This is a genomic window from Gilvirhabdus luticola, assembly GCF_040117515.1.
GTDB classification, from domain to species: domain Bacteria; phylum Bacteroidota; class Bacteroidia; order Flavobacteriales; family Flavobacteriaceae; genus Gilvirhabdus; species Gilvirhabdus luticola.
On record NZ_JBEEEN010000011.1, the window covers coordinates 1 to 16639 of the forward strand.

At 32.7% G+C, this 16639-nt stretch carries 15 protein-coding genes and 2 tRNA genes; 10 read left to right on the forward strand and 7 right to left on the reverse strand.

Annotation, left to right across the window (positions count from 1 at the left end):
• Positions 1–105: 105 nt before the first annotated feature.
• The 6 genes from AAFP94_RS14350 to AAFP94_RS14375 all read right to left on the reverse strand — a co-directional run bounded on the left by AAFP94_RS14350 (position 106) and on the right by AAFP94_RS14375 (position 7600).
• Entirely contained in the window at positions 106–861 is a 756-nt protein-coding gene (locus AAFP94_RS14350) for a DUF4412 domain-containing protein (RefSeq protein WP_409628925.1), read from the reverse strand.
• Positions 862–873: 12 nt separating this feature from the next.
• Positions 874–1782 carry a hypothetical protein gene (locus AAFP94_RS14355; protein ID WP_409628928.1) on the reverse strand — a complete coding sequence of 303 codons (909 nt, stop codon included), beginning with the start codon at positions 1780–1782 and terminating at the stop codon, positions 874–876.
• Positions 1779–4322, reverse strand: a complete 2544-nt coding sequence (locus AAFP94_RS14360; protein WP_409628931.1) for a tail fiber domain-containing protein — start codon at positions 4320–4322, stop codon at positions 1779–1781. Before AAFP94_RS14360 ends, AAFP94_RS14355 begins: the two co-directional genes overlap by 4 nt.
• Positions 4323–4741: 419 nt before the next feature.
• Positions 4742–5059: a hypothetical protein gene (locus tag AAFP94_RS14365; RefSeq protein ID WP_409628934.1), complete on the reverse strand. Its 318-nt coding sequence runs from the start codon at positions 5057–5059 to the stop codon at positions 4742–4744.
• Between the two features lie 68 nt (positions 5060–5127).
• Entirely contained in the window at positions 5128–6327 is a 1200-nt protein-coding gene (locus tag AAFP94_RS14370; protein WP_409628936.1) for a hypothetical protein, read from the reverse strand.
• Between the two features lie 130 nt (positions 6328–6457).
• Positions 6458–7600 (reverse strand): acyl-CoA dehydrogenase, encoded by a 1143-nt coding sequence (locus tag AAFP94_RS14375; protein WP_409628939.1) that lies wholly within the window; start codon positions 7598–7600, stop codon positions 6458–6460.
• Positions 7601–7692: 92 nt separating this feature from the next.
• Here AAFP94_RS14375 and AAFP94_RS14380 point away from each other — a divergent pair, with 92 nt between their 5' ends.
• The 10 genes from AAFP94_RS14380 to AAFP94_RS14425 all read left to right on the forward strand — a co-directional run bounded on the left by AAFP94_RS14380 (position 7693) and on the right by AAFP94_RS14425 (position 15304).
• Positions 7693–8757 carry an anhydro-N-acetylmuramic acid kinase gene (locus tag AAFP94_RS14380; RefSeq protein ID WP_409628942.1) on the forward strand — a complete coding sequence of 355 codons (1065 nt, stop codon included), beginning with the start codon at positions 7693–7695 and terminating at the stop codon, positions 8755–8757.
• 138 nt (positions 8758–8895) lie between these two features.
• Positions 8896–10290, forward strand: coding sequence for a sodium:proton antiporter NhaD (gene nhaD, locus AAFP94_RS14385; protein ID WP_409628945.1), 1395 nt, complete (start codon positions 8896–8898; stop codon positions 10288–10290).
• Between the two features lie 60 nt (positions 10291–10350).
• Positions 10351–11052: a MotA/TolQ/ExbB proton channel family protein gene (locus AAFP94_RS14390; RefSeq protein ID WP_409628949.1), complete on the forward strand. Its 702-nt coding sequence runs from the start codon at positions 10351–10353 to the stop codon at positions 11050–11052.
• Positions 11053–11054: 2 nt separating this feature from the next.
• A complete protein-coding gene (locus AAFP94_RS14395) occupies positions 11055–11450 on the forward strand; it encodes an ExbD/TolR family protein (protein WP_409628952.1) in 396 nt (131 codons plus the stop codon).
• A gap of 1 nt (position 11451) precedes the next feature.
• On the forward strand, positions 11452–12288 hold the full coding sequence (locus AAFP94_RS14400; RefSeq protein WP_409628955.1) for an energy transducer TonB: 837 nt from the start codon (positions 11452–11454) through the stop codon (positions 12286–12288).
• A gap of 3 nt (positions 12289–12291) precedes the next feature.
• A complete protein-coding gene (locus AAFP94_RS14405) occupies positions 12292–13509 on the forward strand; it encodes a bifunctional folylpolyglutamate synthase/dihydrofolate synthase (RefSeq protein ID WP_409628957.1) in 1218 nt (405 codons plus the stop codon).
• A gap of 61 nt (positions 13510–13570) precedes the next feature.
• Positions 13571–13645: transfer RNA gene (locus tag AAFP94_RS14410), tRNA-Val, on the forward strand.
• A 49-nt stretch (positions 13646–13694) separates the two neighbouring features.
• Positions 13695–13769: transfer RNA gene (locus tag AAFP94_RS14415), tRNA-Val, on the forward strand.
• Positions 13770–14008: 239 nt separating this feature from the next.
• Positions 14009–14779: a LuxR C-terminal-related transcriptional regulator gene (locus AAFP94_RS14420; protein ID WP_409628959.1), complete on the forward strand. Its 771-nt coding sequence runs from the start codon at positions 14009–14011 to the stop codon at positions 14777–14779.
• A 252-nt stretch (positions 14780–15031) separates the two neighbouring features.
• The gene (locus AAFP94_RS14425) at positions 15032–15304 is read left to right on the forward strand and encodes a T9SS type A sorting domain-containing protein (RefSeq protein ID WP_409628961.1); all 273 of its coding nucleotides are present in this window, start codon (positions 15032–15034) and stop codon (positions 15302–15304) included.
• Between the two features lie 49 nt (positions 15305–15353).
• Here the strand turns inward: AAFP94_RS14425 and AAFP94_RS14430 are convergent, their stop codons facing one another.
• Complete coding sequence (locus tag AAFP94_RS14430) at positions 15354–16637, reverse strand: UDP-N-acetylmuramoyl-tripeptide--D-alanyl-D-alanine ligase (protein ID WP_409628963.1); 1284 nt, start codon at positions 16635–16637, stop codon at positions 15354–15356.
• Positions 16638–16639 lie beyond the last annotated feature (2 nt).

A 16639-nucleotide genomic window follows, 5' to 3' on the forward strand; every position in this document is an offset into this window, starting at 1 on the left:
ACTGCTACTTGTGGGAGAGTAGGTCGCCGCCTTTTTTTAGAAAACCCTTACTAAATTATTAGTAAGGGTTTTTTTGTGATTATATGATAAAAGGCTTTGATTCAACTAAAATCCCATTTTCATAAATTGATAATCTTTTTTATGGAATTCGGTTTTTTGCTCTTCAAGACTTATGGCAGTCATTTTTATATTTTCCCCTTTCTTTTTATCTATCATTTCCATTTCCATAAGCAAGGCATCTTCTTTTAAGACATCAAACAATTGTGGGTCACTAAAACCTTTTGGTGCTGCTTCACTAGAAAAAGCAAAAAATGCACTAAAATTTACTGGAGCATCTAAAGTAAACCAAAGTGTTACTAAAGAATCCTTGTTTTCTACTTCCATCCCATAGCATTGGTAGCCCAAAATGGTTTTTGTTCCTATTTCTTTAAAGCTGTAGTTACGATCTTTTTCTTTAATCTCTTTTTTTGTAGGGTCTTTAAGTTTATTAAGCATGGCCATATTTTGTCCGCCATAATCGGCAAACATAACCATAGCTTCTTCTTTAAAATCGAAGACCATGACTGCTTTTCCTCCAGATTTTTTCATATCTTCGTTTTCTACATCCATACCATAATAATCCTTATCTGTATTTAAGAAGAAATTCATGTTGGTTTCCGTATTTTTAGATTTCTTTTTACCTGTTATTTCCATATTGGTTTTAAACAACCAATTAAAAACATAAGTGTCAGGTAACTTTTCTGCACTATTGTTTTTAGAGCCTAACAGACCTTGCAATACTTTTTGAGTTGGGTCTTGTGCATCAACAGATATACTTATTAAAAAACATAAGGCAATGAGTGATAGAATTTTAGTTTTCATGATTATTTAGTTTTAATTTTTTTCTTCGTCTTTTTTATTGTGTTTCCAAGGTTCTAAACCTTTTTCTAAAGGTAATATCTTACCTAAAGGACCAGGGATCATGGATTGCTCAATAGCATCAGGAAGTTCTACGGCCACAGGTTTGTAACTGAAAATAAATCTTCCTGAAGGATTTCTATCATCATCCTTAAATTGTGTATTGGTAGAGTAAATATATAATTCGCGTAATCTTCCTCGAGAATCAAATTGTATATAGCTTCCTTCGTATTCGGGATCGTTATAACTATATCGGATACAAATGTTACTACCACAAGTTACTTCAGATTTTATATAAAAATCATTGTTTTCAAAATGTTTCGGTTCATAGACAAAAGCCATCTCTAAAACTAGAAAATTAAGGGCGATATCCATATTTGATAAGGCCTCAAAGGCTTGAAAATATGGAGTTTGAGGCAATTTATAAACCTGTGTCGTCATACCTGCTGTCATAAAGCCCATAGAACTTGCAGGTAACAAAGACATTGATTTATACTGTCCTTCTGTATCGTCAAACGCATAAAATTTGCCAGTTCGGTCGTGAAAAATGGGATATAAAGGATTTGCAACCGTTTCGGTACGCATGGCAATGACCTCTTTATCAAAATACGCCGTTTGTACTAATTGATCTTTTTCATTGTATAATGCCATGACCACATCTTTGTCAAAGAATTCTTCGGGTGAGTTTATTTCTAAATCTTCATATTCATCCTCATCATCTGTATCCATATTTGGGTCGTAGGCAGACTTATCATAAGTCACTTCTTCATTGGTTTCAATGCCTTTTTCTTTGGCGCGTTCTTTTAGCTTATCCATAAGTTGTGCCTGTACATTTAAACCTAATAATAAGGAGAGAACTATTAAATAAATAGGTTTGAGTTTCATAGTTTTTCTTGTTTTAGGAGTGCTTCAATTTGTTTTACACGATTATCAATATTATTTAAAGCTTGATTTTTTTCACTTATTTCTGTATTAAGTTGACCAATCTTTTGATTTTGGTTTTCAATAATTTCCTGTTGTTCTTGAATGGCCTTTATAAGAATAGGTATAAGCCCAATATAATTAATACTTAAAGTTTTATCTTTATCCTTTTCAACAAGAACCAATTCATCGATGATAGGTTGAACTTCTTGAGCGATTAAACCAATAGATTTTTTTACCTTATTTGGATCGTTTATCCAGTAATAGCTTTTAGGCTGAAGATTTAAAATACTGTTCAAACCATATTTAAGGGGAGTAATTCCCGTTTTTAATCGAAAATCTGATTCTTGATGTATGCTACCTGCTAATCTAGCTGAACCATTATTTCTTAACCAAAAAATATCTTTTCGATTTGTGTCACTAGTTCCATTTCCTATTTGGAGAATCATATCTTCAGCAGAACTCGGATTGTTATATTTGCCGATGACCAAACCATTTGGGGCACTAGTTATATTTCCTTTACCTATCACAAGCGAATTTGTTGCATTTGCAACATTATCTTCTCCTAATGCCACTGAACCTGTGCCAATTGCACTAGTATTGTCTCCCGCCGCTAATGATGCATTTCCTTCTGCTTTTGAATTACGTCCAATTGAAGTAGATGCAGCTCCAGAAGCTTTCGTTTGTGACCCAACGGCAAATGAGTAAGCACCAGTAGCTTCAGTTCTTGTTCCTGCAGCAAAAGAAGAATTTCCTAAAGCCCCTTTTGATGTTGACCCGGAAGAAGAATAACTAAAATCTACAGCGTTTTTTCCAATATTACCGTAATAATCAGAATTTCTTGCAGACAACCGCCAGCCAATACCATTACTTTCATCAATAGCTTTTAGTCCAGAACTGTTGGTGTCGACGTATTCTTTAGTAACTAAAGCCTTTAGATCTGTTATTTTATTCAATTCAAAGCTGGGAGCTAGAACTATACCTTCATGATTAACTGAAAAAGCATTTGAGGGTGAAGAACTATTGCCGTTTCCTACTTGAAATAGAATATTACTTGAAGTTGAAGGGTCATTAAGTCTACCAACAACAGTTGAAAATTGATCATCAGCAGTAGTTTGGAATCCTAATGCAGTTGAACTAAAACCAGAAGCAATGGTTTCATTTCCCATTGCAATAGAATTAGACCCATTTGCTTTTGTATTGTTTCCTATTGCAGTTGCATAATCTCCAGTAGCTTCAGTTTTATAACCAAAGGTAGTTGAGTATTTTCCCGATGATTCAACTTTGTACCCTATAGCTGTTGAATAATCTCCAAACGCTCTAGTTTCGGAACCTAATGCTGTTGAGTATTTTCCTTTTGCATCTGAAATATATCCCATAGCAATGGATGTATTGTGCGCTTCAGCGTCAAGACCTATCGCGACAGAACCACCATGTGATTCTGACTCACTTCCTATAGTAATTGAATAAGAACCATTAGCAATGGCTCTGGCTCCAATAGCAACGGAATAACCATCTTTAGCAGAAGCTTCTTGACCGATTGCAATTGCAAAATCTCCAGAAGCACTAATAGATTCACCCAGAGCAAAGGAAGATCTTCCTGAAGCACCAGTACCAAAGCCATATATTTGGTTGCTAAAATCTATTGCATTGTTACCAATATTATCATATTTATTGGGGTCTCTACCTATTAACCGCCATCCAATGCCATTACCTTCATCTATGGCTTCTAAACCAGAAGCGTCATTGCCCAGTGTTTCAGTACTTGTAGGCTCTGGTAATGTTGCAGTATCAACGATTCCGACGTTTGTGTTTGTATTACCTTCTGTAGTGTTAGAACCTGTAGCGGAAGTTTTAATTCCTGATATATTAAAACTTCTAATGGCACTTGGTAAATAAGTAGAGCCATCCCTTCCATAACCTTCAACAGAAACCATACTAGGTATAAGTTTGAAATCTGGGATATGAATTATGGGGACTTTATCAATCATAATTCTTAATTCACCTCTATTATAGTTTATAGTCAATACTTTCCAAATGGCATTTAAATCTTCTAATTCTCGTTTAAAAACATTATAATTTGTGCTGCCTTTAACTTCATCAGTGTTTCCAAATCTAATACCATGCCTATAGATTTGTAGTAGTCCATAAGAGCCTTTGCCCATTTCATTATCATATCTTTCTACCATAGTTGTGCCTGGCCAAAACCGAAGAGTATAAGATGTCGCATTAGAAGTAGTTGCTTTATCAAAAAAGGCTTCAAATTCTATGGTGAAGTTATCAGATAGATAATCTGTATTTCCTATTTTTGGTGTTATGATGGATTGATGGTCAAACTGAACCACTTTGCTTCCATCTAAAACGGAGACAAATGCGCCTCCTTTAAGTAATTCCCATTTAGAAGGAAAATCGTTTTCTCTGTCATCAAAAAAATCGTCATAAAAAGTTTGAGAGTAGGTTAGGCTTGTAGAAAGGGCAATTAGAATAATGACAAGATTCTTCATAATTGCTTTGGATTAAATAATTAAAAATCATTGAATTACCTAAAGATATAAAAAATAATCATAAAAAAATTGTATAAAAAAAGCCCAATATGTATTGAGCTTTTTCAGGGAATTATTGTTTTATCCTTAAGAGATTAGACTGTTCAAGGTTAACAAGTTCGTAGTGAAGACATTGAATAAAATCATGATTATTAATGAATTCGCAATGAGGAATTCCCAAATTGTTTGGTGTAATATATTCCTTTAAGGAACTTTTTTATCAAATGAGAAACTATTTTTGGTTTCCATTTTCATCGAGAAAAGCTTCAATATCAAAGATTTTATAATTAGTGTTATTAGATTCAAATTCTAACAGCTATAATTAGCTATATTCGGAATTAAATATGTTAGGTTCTTCTTTTATCCAAATGCCGACCACTTTAAATCAGTATCTTCATTAAAAGCATAGAATTTACCTTTACTATCATGGTATATGGGATTTGGGATTGTTTCAGATTCAGTTCGCATAGCAATGACTTCAGGATCAAAGTATGAGTTCTGTACAAGTACATCTTTTCATTGTATAATGCCACGACCACATTTTTGTCAAAGAATTCTTCAAAAGAGTTTATTTCTAAATCTTGATATTCATCCTTGTCATCTGTATACGTATTAGGATCCCAGGCAGACTTATCGTAAATAACTTCTTCATTTGTTTCAACACCTTTTTCTTTAGCACGTTCTTTTAGGCTATCCATAAGTTGGCATTTTTATAAAGACTTGAAAGAAGTAAGAATAATGTTATAACAAATAATTGATTTTTATTTTATTCGGTTTTCAAAAGTACTTTTCCATCTTTGGTTGCAAGAATTTTAGAGTTTATAATCCTTAAATTAAATTGATCTCCTGGAAGGAATTGGTCACCAGGCAAAAATTGATCTCCTGGAAGAAATTGATCACCGGGAAGGAACTGATCACCAGGTAAAAATTGATCTCCGGGAAGAAATTGATCACCGGGAAGGAACTGATCACCAGGCAAAAATTGATCTCCTATTAGGAATTGATCACCGGGAAGGAACTGATCACCAGGCAAAAATTGATCACCAGGTAAAAATTGATCTCCTGGAAGGAATTGATCACCAGGGAGATATTCATTGGCCATATTAAATGAAAGGGTTGAATTTTTTAATGGCTGCAAAATATAATTACCATAGAGTATGCCTGTGTAAAAAATACTGTTAGTGTATTTTGCATTTACAAACTCTGCATTTTGCATGTTTTCAAACAATTCTATATTTTGTACCTGATGCGTTTCTTTATTAACCACCAAAATGATTTTGGTTCCTATTTCAGCTGATTTTGATACTTCTAAACCATCTATCATTACATTTTTTATACCTCTTGTAAAACCATCATCAGATAAGCTATAGTTGTTGCCAATAGATATCATGGTTGGTCTATAATTAAGACGCGGTATATTGAGTATTTGAGTACCGTCTATAAAAACTTTAAGTGCCCCGTTGTTATAATTGATAGCAATAAACCGCCATACGGCTTCCGTACCTTCTAGATTTTTATCGAAAATTTCGTGTTTAATAACTTCGGAATTGCTTTTATGACCTACAAGCCTGACGCCGTGGCGTTGAACTTGTAGTGGTTGGTATAATATTGATTCTATTGCGGTTTGCCGATCTGAATTACCAATTCCTTCCCAAAAACGTATTGTATAATACTGATAGTAATAAATAGGTTTTTCTAATTTATCAAAATAAGCATTAAATTCTAAAGTAAAATTATCTGATAGATAATTTTTAGAACTTATTAATGGTGTAATAATTGCATTGTGTGCCAAATTGATAACTTTTTCGCCTTCAAAAGTCATTATTTGTGCAGAACCTTTAACCAAATCCCATTTTGCAGGAAAATCGCCATCGGCTTCATTACTTGGGCCATCTTGAAAAGTTTGAGCTTGAGTACTGAAACCTAATAAAAATATGAATACAACAGATGTAATAGATAATTTCATAATAATAGGATTTAAATTATTAAAAATCATTGAATTACTTAAAGATATGAAAAAATAATCATAAAAAAATGGCATAAAAAAAAGCCCAATTACTATTGAGCTTTTCCACAGAATTATCGTTAGTAACCCGTTATTTATTTAAAATTCCACGTGATATCACAATTTTCTGAATCTCACTAGTGCCTTCATAAATTTGAGTGATTTTTGCATCTCGCATCATACGCTCTACATGATACTCTTTTACAAAACCGTTACCACCATGAATTTGAACGGCTTCAACAGTTACGTCCATTGCAACTTGTGAGGCATAAAGTTTTGCCATGGCACTGGATAGATCATAATTCTTTTTATTGTCCTTTTCCCAAGCTGCTTTTAAACATAAATGTCTGGCAGCTTCAATGTGTGTAGCCATATCGGCTAGTTTGAATGCAATAGCTTGGTGGTTACATATTTCTGTTCCGAAAGATTTTCTTTGTTTTGAATATTCTAAAGCTAACTCGTAAGCTCCAGAAGCTATGCCTAGTGCCTGCGATGCTATGCCAATTCGGCCACCCGAAAGTGTTTTCATTGCAAATTTAAATCCGAAACCATCTTCACCAATTCTATTTTCTTTAGGGACTTTTACATCATTAAACTGTAAAGAGTGTGTATCACTACCGCGAATACCTAGTTTGTTTTCTTTGGGTCCAATCTCAAATCCTTCCCAACCTTTTTCTATAATAAAAGCGTTAATACCTTTATGCTTTTTTTCAGGATGTGTTTGAGCAATAACTAAATAATAATCTGCACTACCTCCGTTTGTAATCCAGTTTTTAGTTCCATTTAAAATATAATGGTCACCTTTATCAATTGCAGTGGTTTTTTGAGAGGTGGCATCACTGCCAGCTTCAGGTTCACTTAAACAAAATGCACCTAATGCTTGACCACTGGCCAATTTGGTTAGATATTTTTGTTTTTGGTCTTCGCTTCCAAAAGCTTGAAGTCCGTAGCATACTAGAGAATTATTAACAGACATGACTACTGAAGCTGAAGCATCAATTTTAGAGATTTCTTCCATGGCCAATACATAAGAAACTGTATCTAAACCACTACCTCCATACTTTGGATCAATCATCATACCCATAAAACCAAGTTCTCCCATTTTTTTAACTTGATCTTTTGGGAATTCTTGTTTTTCATCGCGTTCTATTACACCAGGAAGTAATTCGGTTTGTGCAAAATCTCTAGCTGCATCACGAATCATTAATTGTTCTTCTGAAAGACTAAAGTCCATATATATAATAAATTATTGAATTCATAAAAAATCAGTTCAAAGATACGGTTTTGTTGATATTTTATCAATAAGTATTACTATTTTTACTAAATATGTTAAATAAAGAATATAAAGTTATTGGAGTCATGTCTGGAACATCGCTAGATGGAATAGATTTGGTATGTGTTACATTTGTATTTGCAGATACATGGGAATTTGAAATTCATGAATTTGAAACAGTAAAATATAATTCCGATTGGACAACTAAACTTAAAGATTTAGTGCAGTTTTCTCCTCAAGAACTCAATACCGTAGATGAAGAATACACACTTTACTTATCTGAAATTATTAATGCTTTTGTTGAAAAATATAATATTAAGGAAATTGATGCAATTTGTTCTCATGGACATACTGCTTTACACCAACCTGATAAAGGAATTACTTATCAAATAGGAAATCTGCCTAAATTATCATCTTTACTTAAACAAAATGTTGTTTGTGATTTTAGAATTCAAGACGTAGAACTTGGTGGTCAAGGTGCACCTTTGGTGCCAATTGGTGACGAATTGCTCTTTTCAGAATATGATTTTTGTATCAATTTAGGAGGTTTTGCAAATATATCGACCAAAGAAAATTCTCAACGAATAGCCTATGATATCTGTCCTGTAAATATTGTTTTAAATTTTTATATTAGAAAATTAGGTTTAGATTTTGACAACAAAGGAGTTTTGGCATCATCTGGAAATATAAATCATTCTTTGTTGAATGAATTAAATGCTTTGGACTTTTATACACTAAATCCTCCAAAGTCATTAGGTTTAGAATGGGTTAATGAAACTATTTTTCCATTGATAGATTCATACAATTTACAAACTAAAGAAATCCTTAGAACCTATGTTGAACATGTTAGTTATCAAATTTCTGAACAAGTAGAAAATAATGAAAGTTGGAAAATACTGGTAACTGGAGGTGGAGTATTTAACTCGTTTCTTATGGAAAGAATTAAAGCCACAACCAAAGCAGGAATCGTTATTCCTTCAAAAGAAATTATAGAGTATAAAGAGGCTCTAATTTTTGGCTTTTTGGGAGTTTTAAAGCTACGAAATGAAATAAACTGTTTAAGCAGTGTAACCGGTGCAAAACAAGACCATAGTTCTGGTAAGATTTTTTACGCTTAAAAAAGTTACAATTTTAATACAATACATCTTTAGTTTTTTATATTTGTTAATACACAACATAATATGTTCTTGGAATATCTATATTTAATTTTTATAAATACCAGAATATCAAAGTCAACTTTTAAAATATAATTTTTTATGGAAACAATCATTGTTATAGTATTTATTATTGGTTATTTGGCCATTACATTAGAGCATAATTTAAAAATTGACAAACTTATACCAGCTTTAGTAATGATGGCAATTAGCTGGGCATTAATTGCTTTAGGGTTAGAACACTTTTCACAATGGTTTGATTCTGGGAAACATGAATTGCTTGAGAGTTTTGGGCTTTTAGAGCATTCAGAAAAAATGCATCTGATGGAAGAAACTTTATTGCACCACCTTGGTAAAACAGCCGAGATTCTTGTGTTTCTTTTAGGAGCTATGACTATAGTTGAAATTATAGATTACTTTGATGGTTTCTCTACAATAAAAGGTTATGTCAAAACAAATAGTAAGAAAAAGATTCTATGGATTTTTGGATTTTTAGCATTTTTTCTTTCAGCAATAATTGACAATCTAACAGCAACTATTGTACTTATTTCAATTTTACAAAAAATTATTGGTGATAGAAGTGTCCGTATTTGGTATGCAGGTTTAATTATTATTGCAGCAAATGCTGGAGGTGCATGGTCTCCAATAGGAGATGTTACAACAACAATGCTTTGGATTGGAAAGAAAGTAACTACAGGGCATTTATTCGTGTATTTATTCCTTCCGTCTTTGTTATGTATGTTAGTACCTTTTTTTATTGCCTCTTTTTTACCGGCATTCAAAGGAAAAATTGATAAAGAAGAAGAGGATGACGATAAACCAAAAAGTAAATTTAGTGCAACAATGCTTTATTTAGGTCTTGGAGGTATTATATCTGTTCCCATCTTCAAAACGGTTACACATTTGCCTCCTTACGTTGGTATGATGTTAGCTCTAGGAGTTGTCGCCGTTTTTGCAGAAATATATAGTAGTTCGAAGTTTACATTAAGCGACATTCATTCTGAAGATGCAGATATTGTAGGTCATCATAGTCCTGTGCATTATTCTTTATCTAAAATTGAAATGCCAAGTATCTTATTCTTTTTAGGAATATTAATGGCTGTAGCGGCTTTGGAATCTTTAGGTATATTGTTTGGATTTGCAACTACCTTACAAGAAACAATGCCAATGTTAGGCACAGAATTGCATCATGAAGGAGTATCAGATTTGGTTGTTCTTCTTTTAGGTGTCGGATCTGCTGTTATTGATAATGTGCCTTTGGTAGCGGCAAGTTTGGGTATGTTTTCAGAGCCTATTGATAATGAGCTGTGGCATTTTATCGCTTATTCTGCCGGAACTGGCGGTAGCATGCTAATTATTGGTTCTGCTGCCGGAGTAGTAGCTATGGGAATGGAAAGAATAGACTTTTTCTGGTATTTAAAAAAGATTGCCTGGCTAGCTTTAGTAGGTTTCCTTGTTGGAGCAGTAGCTTTTATGTTTACCAGAACTTTATTTTAATAATATACTTAACAAACAAAAGCAACGTTATATAATAGTTTTAGAAATTAAAAATACTTTATGTTAAATATCCTATTACAAAACTCACAAGAAGGAACAGAGTTACTCACCGATGGTGAATCTGTAGAAAAAACGTTATCTATCATAGAATTAATTGGTAGTGGAGGTTTGGCTGGACAAGTCATTATTGGCGTGTTGTTTATGTTACTCATGGTTGCCATTTATATTTATTTTGAAAGACTATTTGCTATTAAAGCGGCATCAAAAGTAGATGCAAATTTTATGAATCAAATAAAAGATCATGTATCACATGGTAAGGTTGATGCTGCTCAAATGCTTTGCGCCCAAGTTAATTCGCCAGTGTCTAGATTAATTAGCAAAGGAATAAGTAGGATAGGTAAACCTTTGGAAGATATAAATACAGCTATTGAAAACGCTGGGCGATTGGAAATTTATGGTTTAGAAAAAAATGTAAGCATGCTGGCTACTATTTCGGGTGCGGGACCAATGATTGGATTTCTTGGTACAGTAATTGGTATGATATTAGCAATATTTGAACTAGCCAATGCAGGAGGTACAATTCAAATGGATGTGCTTGCAAGTGGTTTATATACAGCAATGACAACGACAGTTGCCGGATTGATTGTTGGTATTGTAGCATACATCACTTATAATCATTTAGTGGTAAAGACAAATAAAGTAGTTTATCAGATGGAAGCAAATTCTTTAGAATTTTTAGACCATCTAAATGAACCAATTTAATTATGGATATAAGAGGAAGAAATAAGGTAACACCAGAATTCAATATGTCATCAATGACAGATATTGTGTTCCTGTTACTTATATTTTTTATGATAGCTTCTACGTTAGTAACTACAAGTGCAATAGATATATTGCTACCAAAAGCAAGTGGAAAGACTGAAAATAAAAATTCGGTCGCTGTAAGTATTACTAAAGATTTAAGATACTACATTGATGAGCGGTTGGTTGGTGAAAGCCTTTTGGAAAACGAATTGTTAGCTGTGCTATCATCACAGGAAAAACCAACCATTGTGTTAAGAGCTGAAAAATCTGTGCCTGTGGATAATGTTGTGAAGGTTATGGATATTGCAAATCGAAATAAATTCAAAGTCATTTTGGCCGTTAAACCAAATAATTAAGATGCTCTACTTTGAGACCAAACATGAAAAGGATTCTGCTAAAATCACTACACTAATTGCGGTAATTTTAATACTGCTGCTGTTTGTTGTTGGTCATAAATATATGGATCCTCCAATTGAATATGGTGTTGCAGTAAATTTTGGTAATTCAAGTGTTGGTCAAGGTGATGTACAACCGCTTCAACCTGTAAAGTCTCAACCTCAAAAGATTAATGAGCCACCCAAAATAGAAGAAGCTCAACCTGAACCTGCAAAGCCTCAAGAAGTCAAAGAAGAAGTAATTACGCAAGATAACGAAGAGTCTATTGCAATGAAAAAACAAAAAGAAGCTCAAGCAAAAGCCCTTGCCGAGGCCAAAGCAGAAGCTGAACGCATTGAAAAAGAGAAAAGAATTCAGGAAGAAAAGAAAAAAAAGTTGGATGCCTTGATTGGAGGCGTGAGTAAGTCTGACGGTACAACCACAGGAAGTGAAGGCAATGATAATCAAGTGGGTGATAAGGGACAATTAGATGGTAATCCTTATGCGCCAAGTTATTTTGGTGATCCGGGAACTGGAAGTGGTGGTATAGGTTATGGTTTAAATGGAAGAGGACGTGCTACATACGATAAACTTAAACAAGATTGTAATGAATCTGGACTTGTAATTGTTAGGATTGTAGTTAACCAAAATGGCAACGTGGTAGAAGCACTTCCAGGAGTTCAGGGAACTACCAATACAACACAATGTTTGCTAGATCCTGCAAAGAAAATAGCATTATCTCATAAATGGCGTCCTGACCCAAATGCTCCTGCTAAACAAATAGGTTTTGTAAAAGTAAACTTCAATTTAGGTCAATAATCAATGACATATCAAGATACAATCAATTGGATGTTCTCGCAGCTCCCAATGTATCAACATCAAGGCAAAATAGCTTTCAAAAAAGATTTATCAAACACACTCAAGTTTTCTGAATATTTAGATTTTCCTGAAAATAGTTTCAAATCAATTCATGTTGCAGGAACCAACGGAAAAGGTTCTACAAGTCACATGATTGCGTCTATATTGGAGGAAGCAGGTTATAAAGTTGGTCTTTATACTTCACCACATTTAAAGGATTTTAGAGAGCGGATTAAGATTAACGGCAAGGAAGTTAGTAAGCAGTTTGTTATGGGCTTTGTTAAACGTAATAAGCATTTTCTTAACCAGAACTCTTTGTCTTTTTTTGAAATGACTGTTTGCATGGCCTTCGATTATTTTAAAAAGCAAAGAGTAGATGTGGCTGTCATAGAAGTTGGTATGGGAGGAAGATTGGATTCCACAAATATTATTACTCCAGAAGTATCTGTAATTACGAACATAGGACTAGACCATACGCAATATTTAGGTAATACACTTCAAGAAATTGCAGTTGAAAAGGCAGGTATTATTAAGCCAAATATTCCAGTGGTTATTGGCGAAACACAATTGGAAACAAAAGATGTTTTTAATAAAATTGCTGATGAGAAAAAATCTCAAATTAATTTTGCAGACCAAGAGGATACTGAAAATATTGAAAGCGATTTAAAAGGAAATTATCAGAAGAAAAATATAAAAACAACAATTCAGACCATTACAGTTTTACAATCTAAAGGATATAAAATATCAAAAGATAATATTAAGGTTGGTTTAAAAAATGTAATAAAAAACACAGGTTTAAAAGGAAGGTGGCAGGTTTTAAAGTCAAGTCCTAAAGTTATTTGTGATACAGCGCATAATAAAGAAGGCTTGACTTATGTGGTTCAACAACTTTTAAGTGGGGATTTTGAAAAATTGCATATTGTTTTTGGTGTTGTGAATGATAAAGATCTGTCACAAATTCTAAATCTTTTACCAAAAGAAGCTACATATTATTTTTGCAAGCCTAATATTCCGAGAGGACTTGACGCAGATAATTTAAAATTTATATTTCACCAAAAAGGATTTAATGGTAATAGTTACAATTCTGTTGATGAAGCGTACAATGAAGCCTTGAATACAGCAAATAATAACGATTTAATCTTTATTGGCGGAAGCACATTTGTGGTTGCCGAAATATTGTAAGTTTTTGTAAAAAAGCTTTTGACATATAAAAAACTAATTTATATTTGCAGTCCAATTTAGAGGGCGCGTAGCTCAGTTGGTTCAGAGCACTTGGTTTACACCCAAGGGGTCAGGGGTTCGAATCCCTTCGCGCCCACAAAAGTTCATCTTCTGATGAACTTTTTTTTGTATATTCATTTTTTAAAGGGTCATTAACTCAGTTGGTTTAGAGTGTTACCTTGACAGGGTAGAAGTCACTGGTTCGAATCCAGTATGACCCACATCAATCACAATCCCGATGCAGAATGCATTGGGGTTTTTGTTTCCGAAAAACCAAGGTCCAAGACTTAAGGGTTTGGAGGCAACAAAATGCAAAAAGTGCTTTCGTGCACTTTGTTATTGTATGACTAATATTATTTCAAATTTATGTTATTGGTCGGAATAAAATCGCGTTTGTAGTATTTAATGTTATTTTCTGTATTTGTTTTATTTAATTTGAATATATTATTAAATTCCTATTATGATATTCGCCGATATTAAAAGTGCTTATAAAGATATTTTTGAATCTTACGATAATCCGTCATTAGAAACCCATATTGAAAAGATAAAGGAACTTGATTTTTATTTGCCATATAGTTCTACGTTTTATTGTATTACTAATACGCAAGATCTGTCTTTTGAATTTATTAGTAAAAACATGCAATCTTGTTTGGGGATACCATCAAGGGAGTTTCATGCTAAAGGGATGCGTTATTTTTGGAGTAGAATACATCCAGATGATATTGATAAATGGTTAACAGCACTTAATGAACTTATGGAATTTACACTGAAGGAAATTCCTATGGAAAAGAGGCATCTAATGAATTATACCTGGAATTTCAGGTTTAAAAATGCTCATGATGAATACATTAATATTATACAAAATACAACACCATTAGAGTTTGATTCAAACATGAAGCCTATTATTGGATTAGCGCATTACACGGTTATTCATCCAAATGTTAAACTACAAATTACTGCATCTGCTAAATTACTTAATGACCAAAATGAATACGAAACACTCTATTATAACAATTTTTCGCAAAAACTGCTTTCAGATGGAATTAGTAATAGAGAACGGGACGTTATAAGATTATTAGTTTTAAATCATAGTAGTAAAGCTATCGCAGAAAAACTTAATATTAGTTCTAATACTGTGGATACTCATCGTAGAAATATCCTTAAAAAATTAAATATATCTTCAACTGGAGAACTTATAGGGATGCTCAAAATGAATAAAAATTTGATTTAATTCAATTTGAGACCTTTTTTAGTTATCACTTTTAAACTTGCTATAAAAAAGAACCTCGATTTATATCAAAATAACATTTATTCTATAAAATGTTTAAATTACTCAATTTGAGTATTGGAGAACAATCTTAAGTGTAGTAACTTGTCTTTGCTATTAATTAGTTCTTAGGGAGAACGCCAAAACAAGTGTCTATGTTTTATAGCATGGGCACTTTTTTGATTTTATAGACCTAAATTCTTAACGTCTATTTTAATGGTATCATTTAAAGTGTTCCTTGAGTCTCAAGTATTAGTTTTTACAGGATTTAAACTATACCCAAATCCAACTTCATTTGGTTATGTCAATATCGATAGTAAGAACCAATCAAAATTGGAAGTTACAGTTTTTGATTTATTGGGAAAACAAGTTAAAAATGAAATAGTAAGCAATGGCCAATTAAATTTTTCCAATTTTAAGGCAGGAATTTACGTCTTGAGAATAAAGCAAGATGAATTAGTATCAACAAAAAAACTGGTAATTAAGTAAAAATCTCGTTATTTCTATTTGGCTACTGTGAAAATTTTATGGTAGCCTTTTAGTTTAATAAAGGCAATATTCTTTCCAAAGCCATTCCTCTTGAACCTTTTATAAGAATAGTGTGATTCTTAAGATTTGAAATCATATCACTATGCTTAAAATCTTCAAAAGAATTGAAAATCATAACCTTTGGTGAAATGATTTTTGTTTTACTGAAATTTTCACCAATTAATATAGCTTTGTCAATAAGAAGTGTAGAAGCCAAATCCGCAATGCTTTGATGTTCTATTGGGGCTTCTTTGCCTAGCTCAAACATATCTCCGAGTATGACAACTTTAAATTTATCATCTAGCTTTTCAAAATTACGCAAGGCAGCTATCATACTTGTTGGATTTGCATTGTAGGCATCTAATAAGATTTTATGTGTTTCTTTTTCAATGATTTGGGATCGATTATTACTTGGCACATAACTTTCAATAGCTTTTTTAATTTTAATATCACTAACCTCAAAGTACTTGGCAATAGCTATTGCAGCAGTTATATTATTGAAATTATATTCACCAATCAATTGGCTATGTATTTCAATATCATTGAATTTAACATCAACATAAGGAGTAAGCCCTAACAATTCTATTAATAATTTTGAGTTTTTAGAACCAAAAGAAAATACATTGTTCGTTTTTTTTGTTTTTTCTACCTGTACTTCATCATTTGAGTTGATAAAAATTGTCTTATCATGTTTTATTAAATAATCGTAAAGTTCAGTTTTTCCTTTTATAACACCTTCTAAACTCCCAAAACCTTCAAGATGCGCTTTGCCAAAATTGGTAATATAACCATAATCAGGCCTTGCGATTTGGCATAAAAAATCAATCTCTTTCAGATGATTAGCGCCCATTTCTACAATACCAATTTCGGTAGTTTTGTCCATTGAAAGTAATGTTAATGGTACTCCAATATGATTGTTCAAATTTCCTTTGGTGGCAATAGTTTGGTATTTTATGGATAACGTTGCATTAATCAATTCTTTGGTAGTTGTTTTGCCATTGCTTCCTGTTATTGCAATTATTGGTAACTTTAAATAATTTCTATGATATGTCGCTAACGATTGTAGAGTCTCGAGCACATTATCTACTAAAATAGAATTAGAAGAAGTTTGAAATTCTTTCTCATCAACGATGGCATATTGAGCACCTTTTCTTAAAGCTTCTTCAGCGAATGCATTGCCATTGAATGTTTCACCTTTCAAAGCAAAATATATATCTCCTTTTTTTATTTTTCGCGTATCTGTATTTACAGAATTGCATTTTAAGAATAACGAATGAAGTTGTTCAATTTTCATAA

Bases quoted from the DNA above. Each gene is read 5' to 3' on its own strand.
- AAFP94_RS14350 (WP_409628925.1), bottom strand. From the start codon at position 861: ATGAAAACTAAAATTCTATCACTCATTGCCTTATGTTTTTTAATAAGT.
- AAFP94_RS14355 (WP_409628928.1), bottom strand. From the start codon at position 1,782: ATGAAACTCAAACCTATTTATTTAATAGTTCTCTCCTTATTATTAGGT.
- AAFP94_RS14360 (WP_409628931.1), bottom strand. From the start codon at position 4,322: ATGAAGAATCTTGTCATTATTCTAATTGCCCTTTCTACAAGCCTAACC.
- AAFP94_RS14365 (WP_409628934.1), bottom strand. From the start codon at position 5,059: ATGGATAGCCTAAAAGAACGTGCTAAAGAAAAAGGTGTTGAAACAAAT.
- AAFP94_RS14370 (WP_409628936.1), bottom strand. From the start codon at position 6,327: ATGAAATTATCTATTACATCTGTTGTATTCATATTTTTATTAGGTTTC.
- AAFP94_RS14375 (WP_409628939.1), bottom strand. From the start codon at position 7,600: ATGGACTTTAGTCTTTCAGAAGAACAATTAATGATTCGTGATGCAGCT.
- AAFP94_RS14380 (WP_409628942.1), top strand. From the start codon at position 7,693: ATGTTAAATAAAGAATATAAAGTTATTGGAGTCATGTCTGGAACATCG.
- nhaD (WP_409628945.1), top strand. From the start codon at position 8,896: ATGGAAACAATCATTGTTATAGTATTTATTATTGGTTATTTGGCCATT.
- AAFP94_RS14390 (WP_409628949.1), top strand. From the start codon at position 10,351: ATGTTAAATATCCTATTACAAAACTCACAAGAAGGAACAGAGTTACTC.
- AAFP94_RS14395 (WP_409628952.1), top strand. From the start codon at position 11,055: ATGGATATAAGAGGAAGAAATAAGGTAACACCAGAATTCAATATGTCA.
- AAFP94_RS14400 (WP_409628955.1), top strand. From the start codon at position 11,452: ATGCTCTACTTTGAGACCAAACATGAAAAGGATTCTGCTAAAATCACT.
- AAFP94_RS14405 (WP_409628957.1), top strand. From the start codon at position 12,292: ATGACATATCAAGATACAATCAATTGGATGTTCTCGCAGCTCCCAATG.
- AAFP94_RS14420 (WP_409628959.1), top strand. From the start codon at position 14,009: ATGATATTCGCCGATATTAAAAGTGCTTATAAAGATATTTTTGAATCT.
- AAFP94_RS14425 (WP_409628961.1), top strand. From the start codon at position 15,032: ATGGTATCATTTAAAGTGTTCCTTGAGTCTCAAGTATTAGTTTTTACA.
- AAFP94_RS14430 (WP_409628963.1), bottom strand. From the start codon at position 16,637: ATGAAAATTGAACAACTTCATTCGTTATTCTTAAAATGCAATTCTGTA.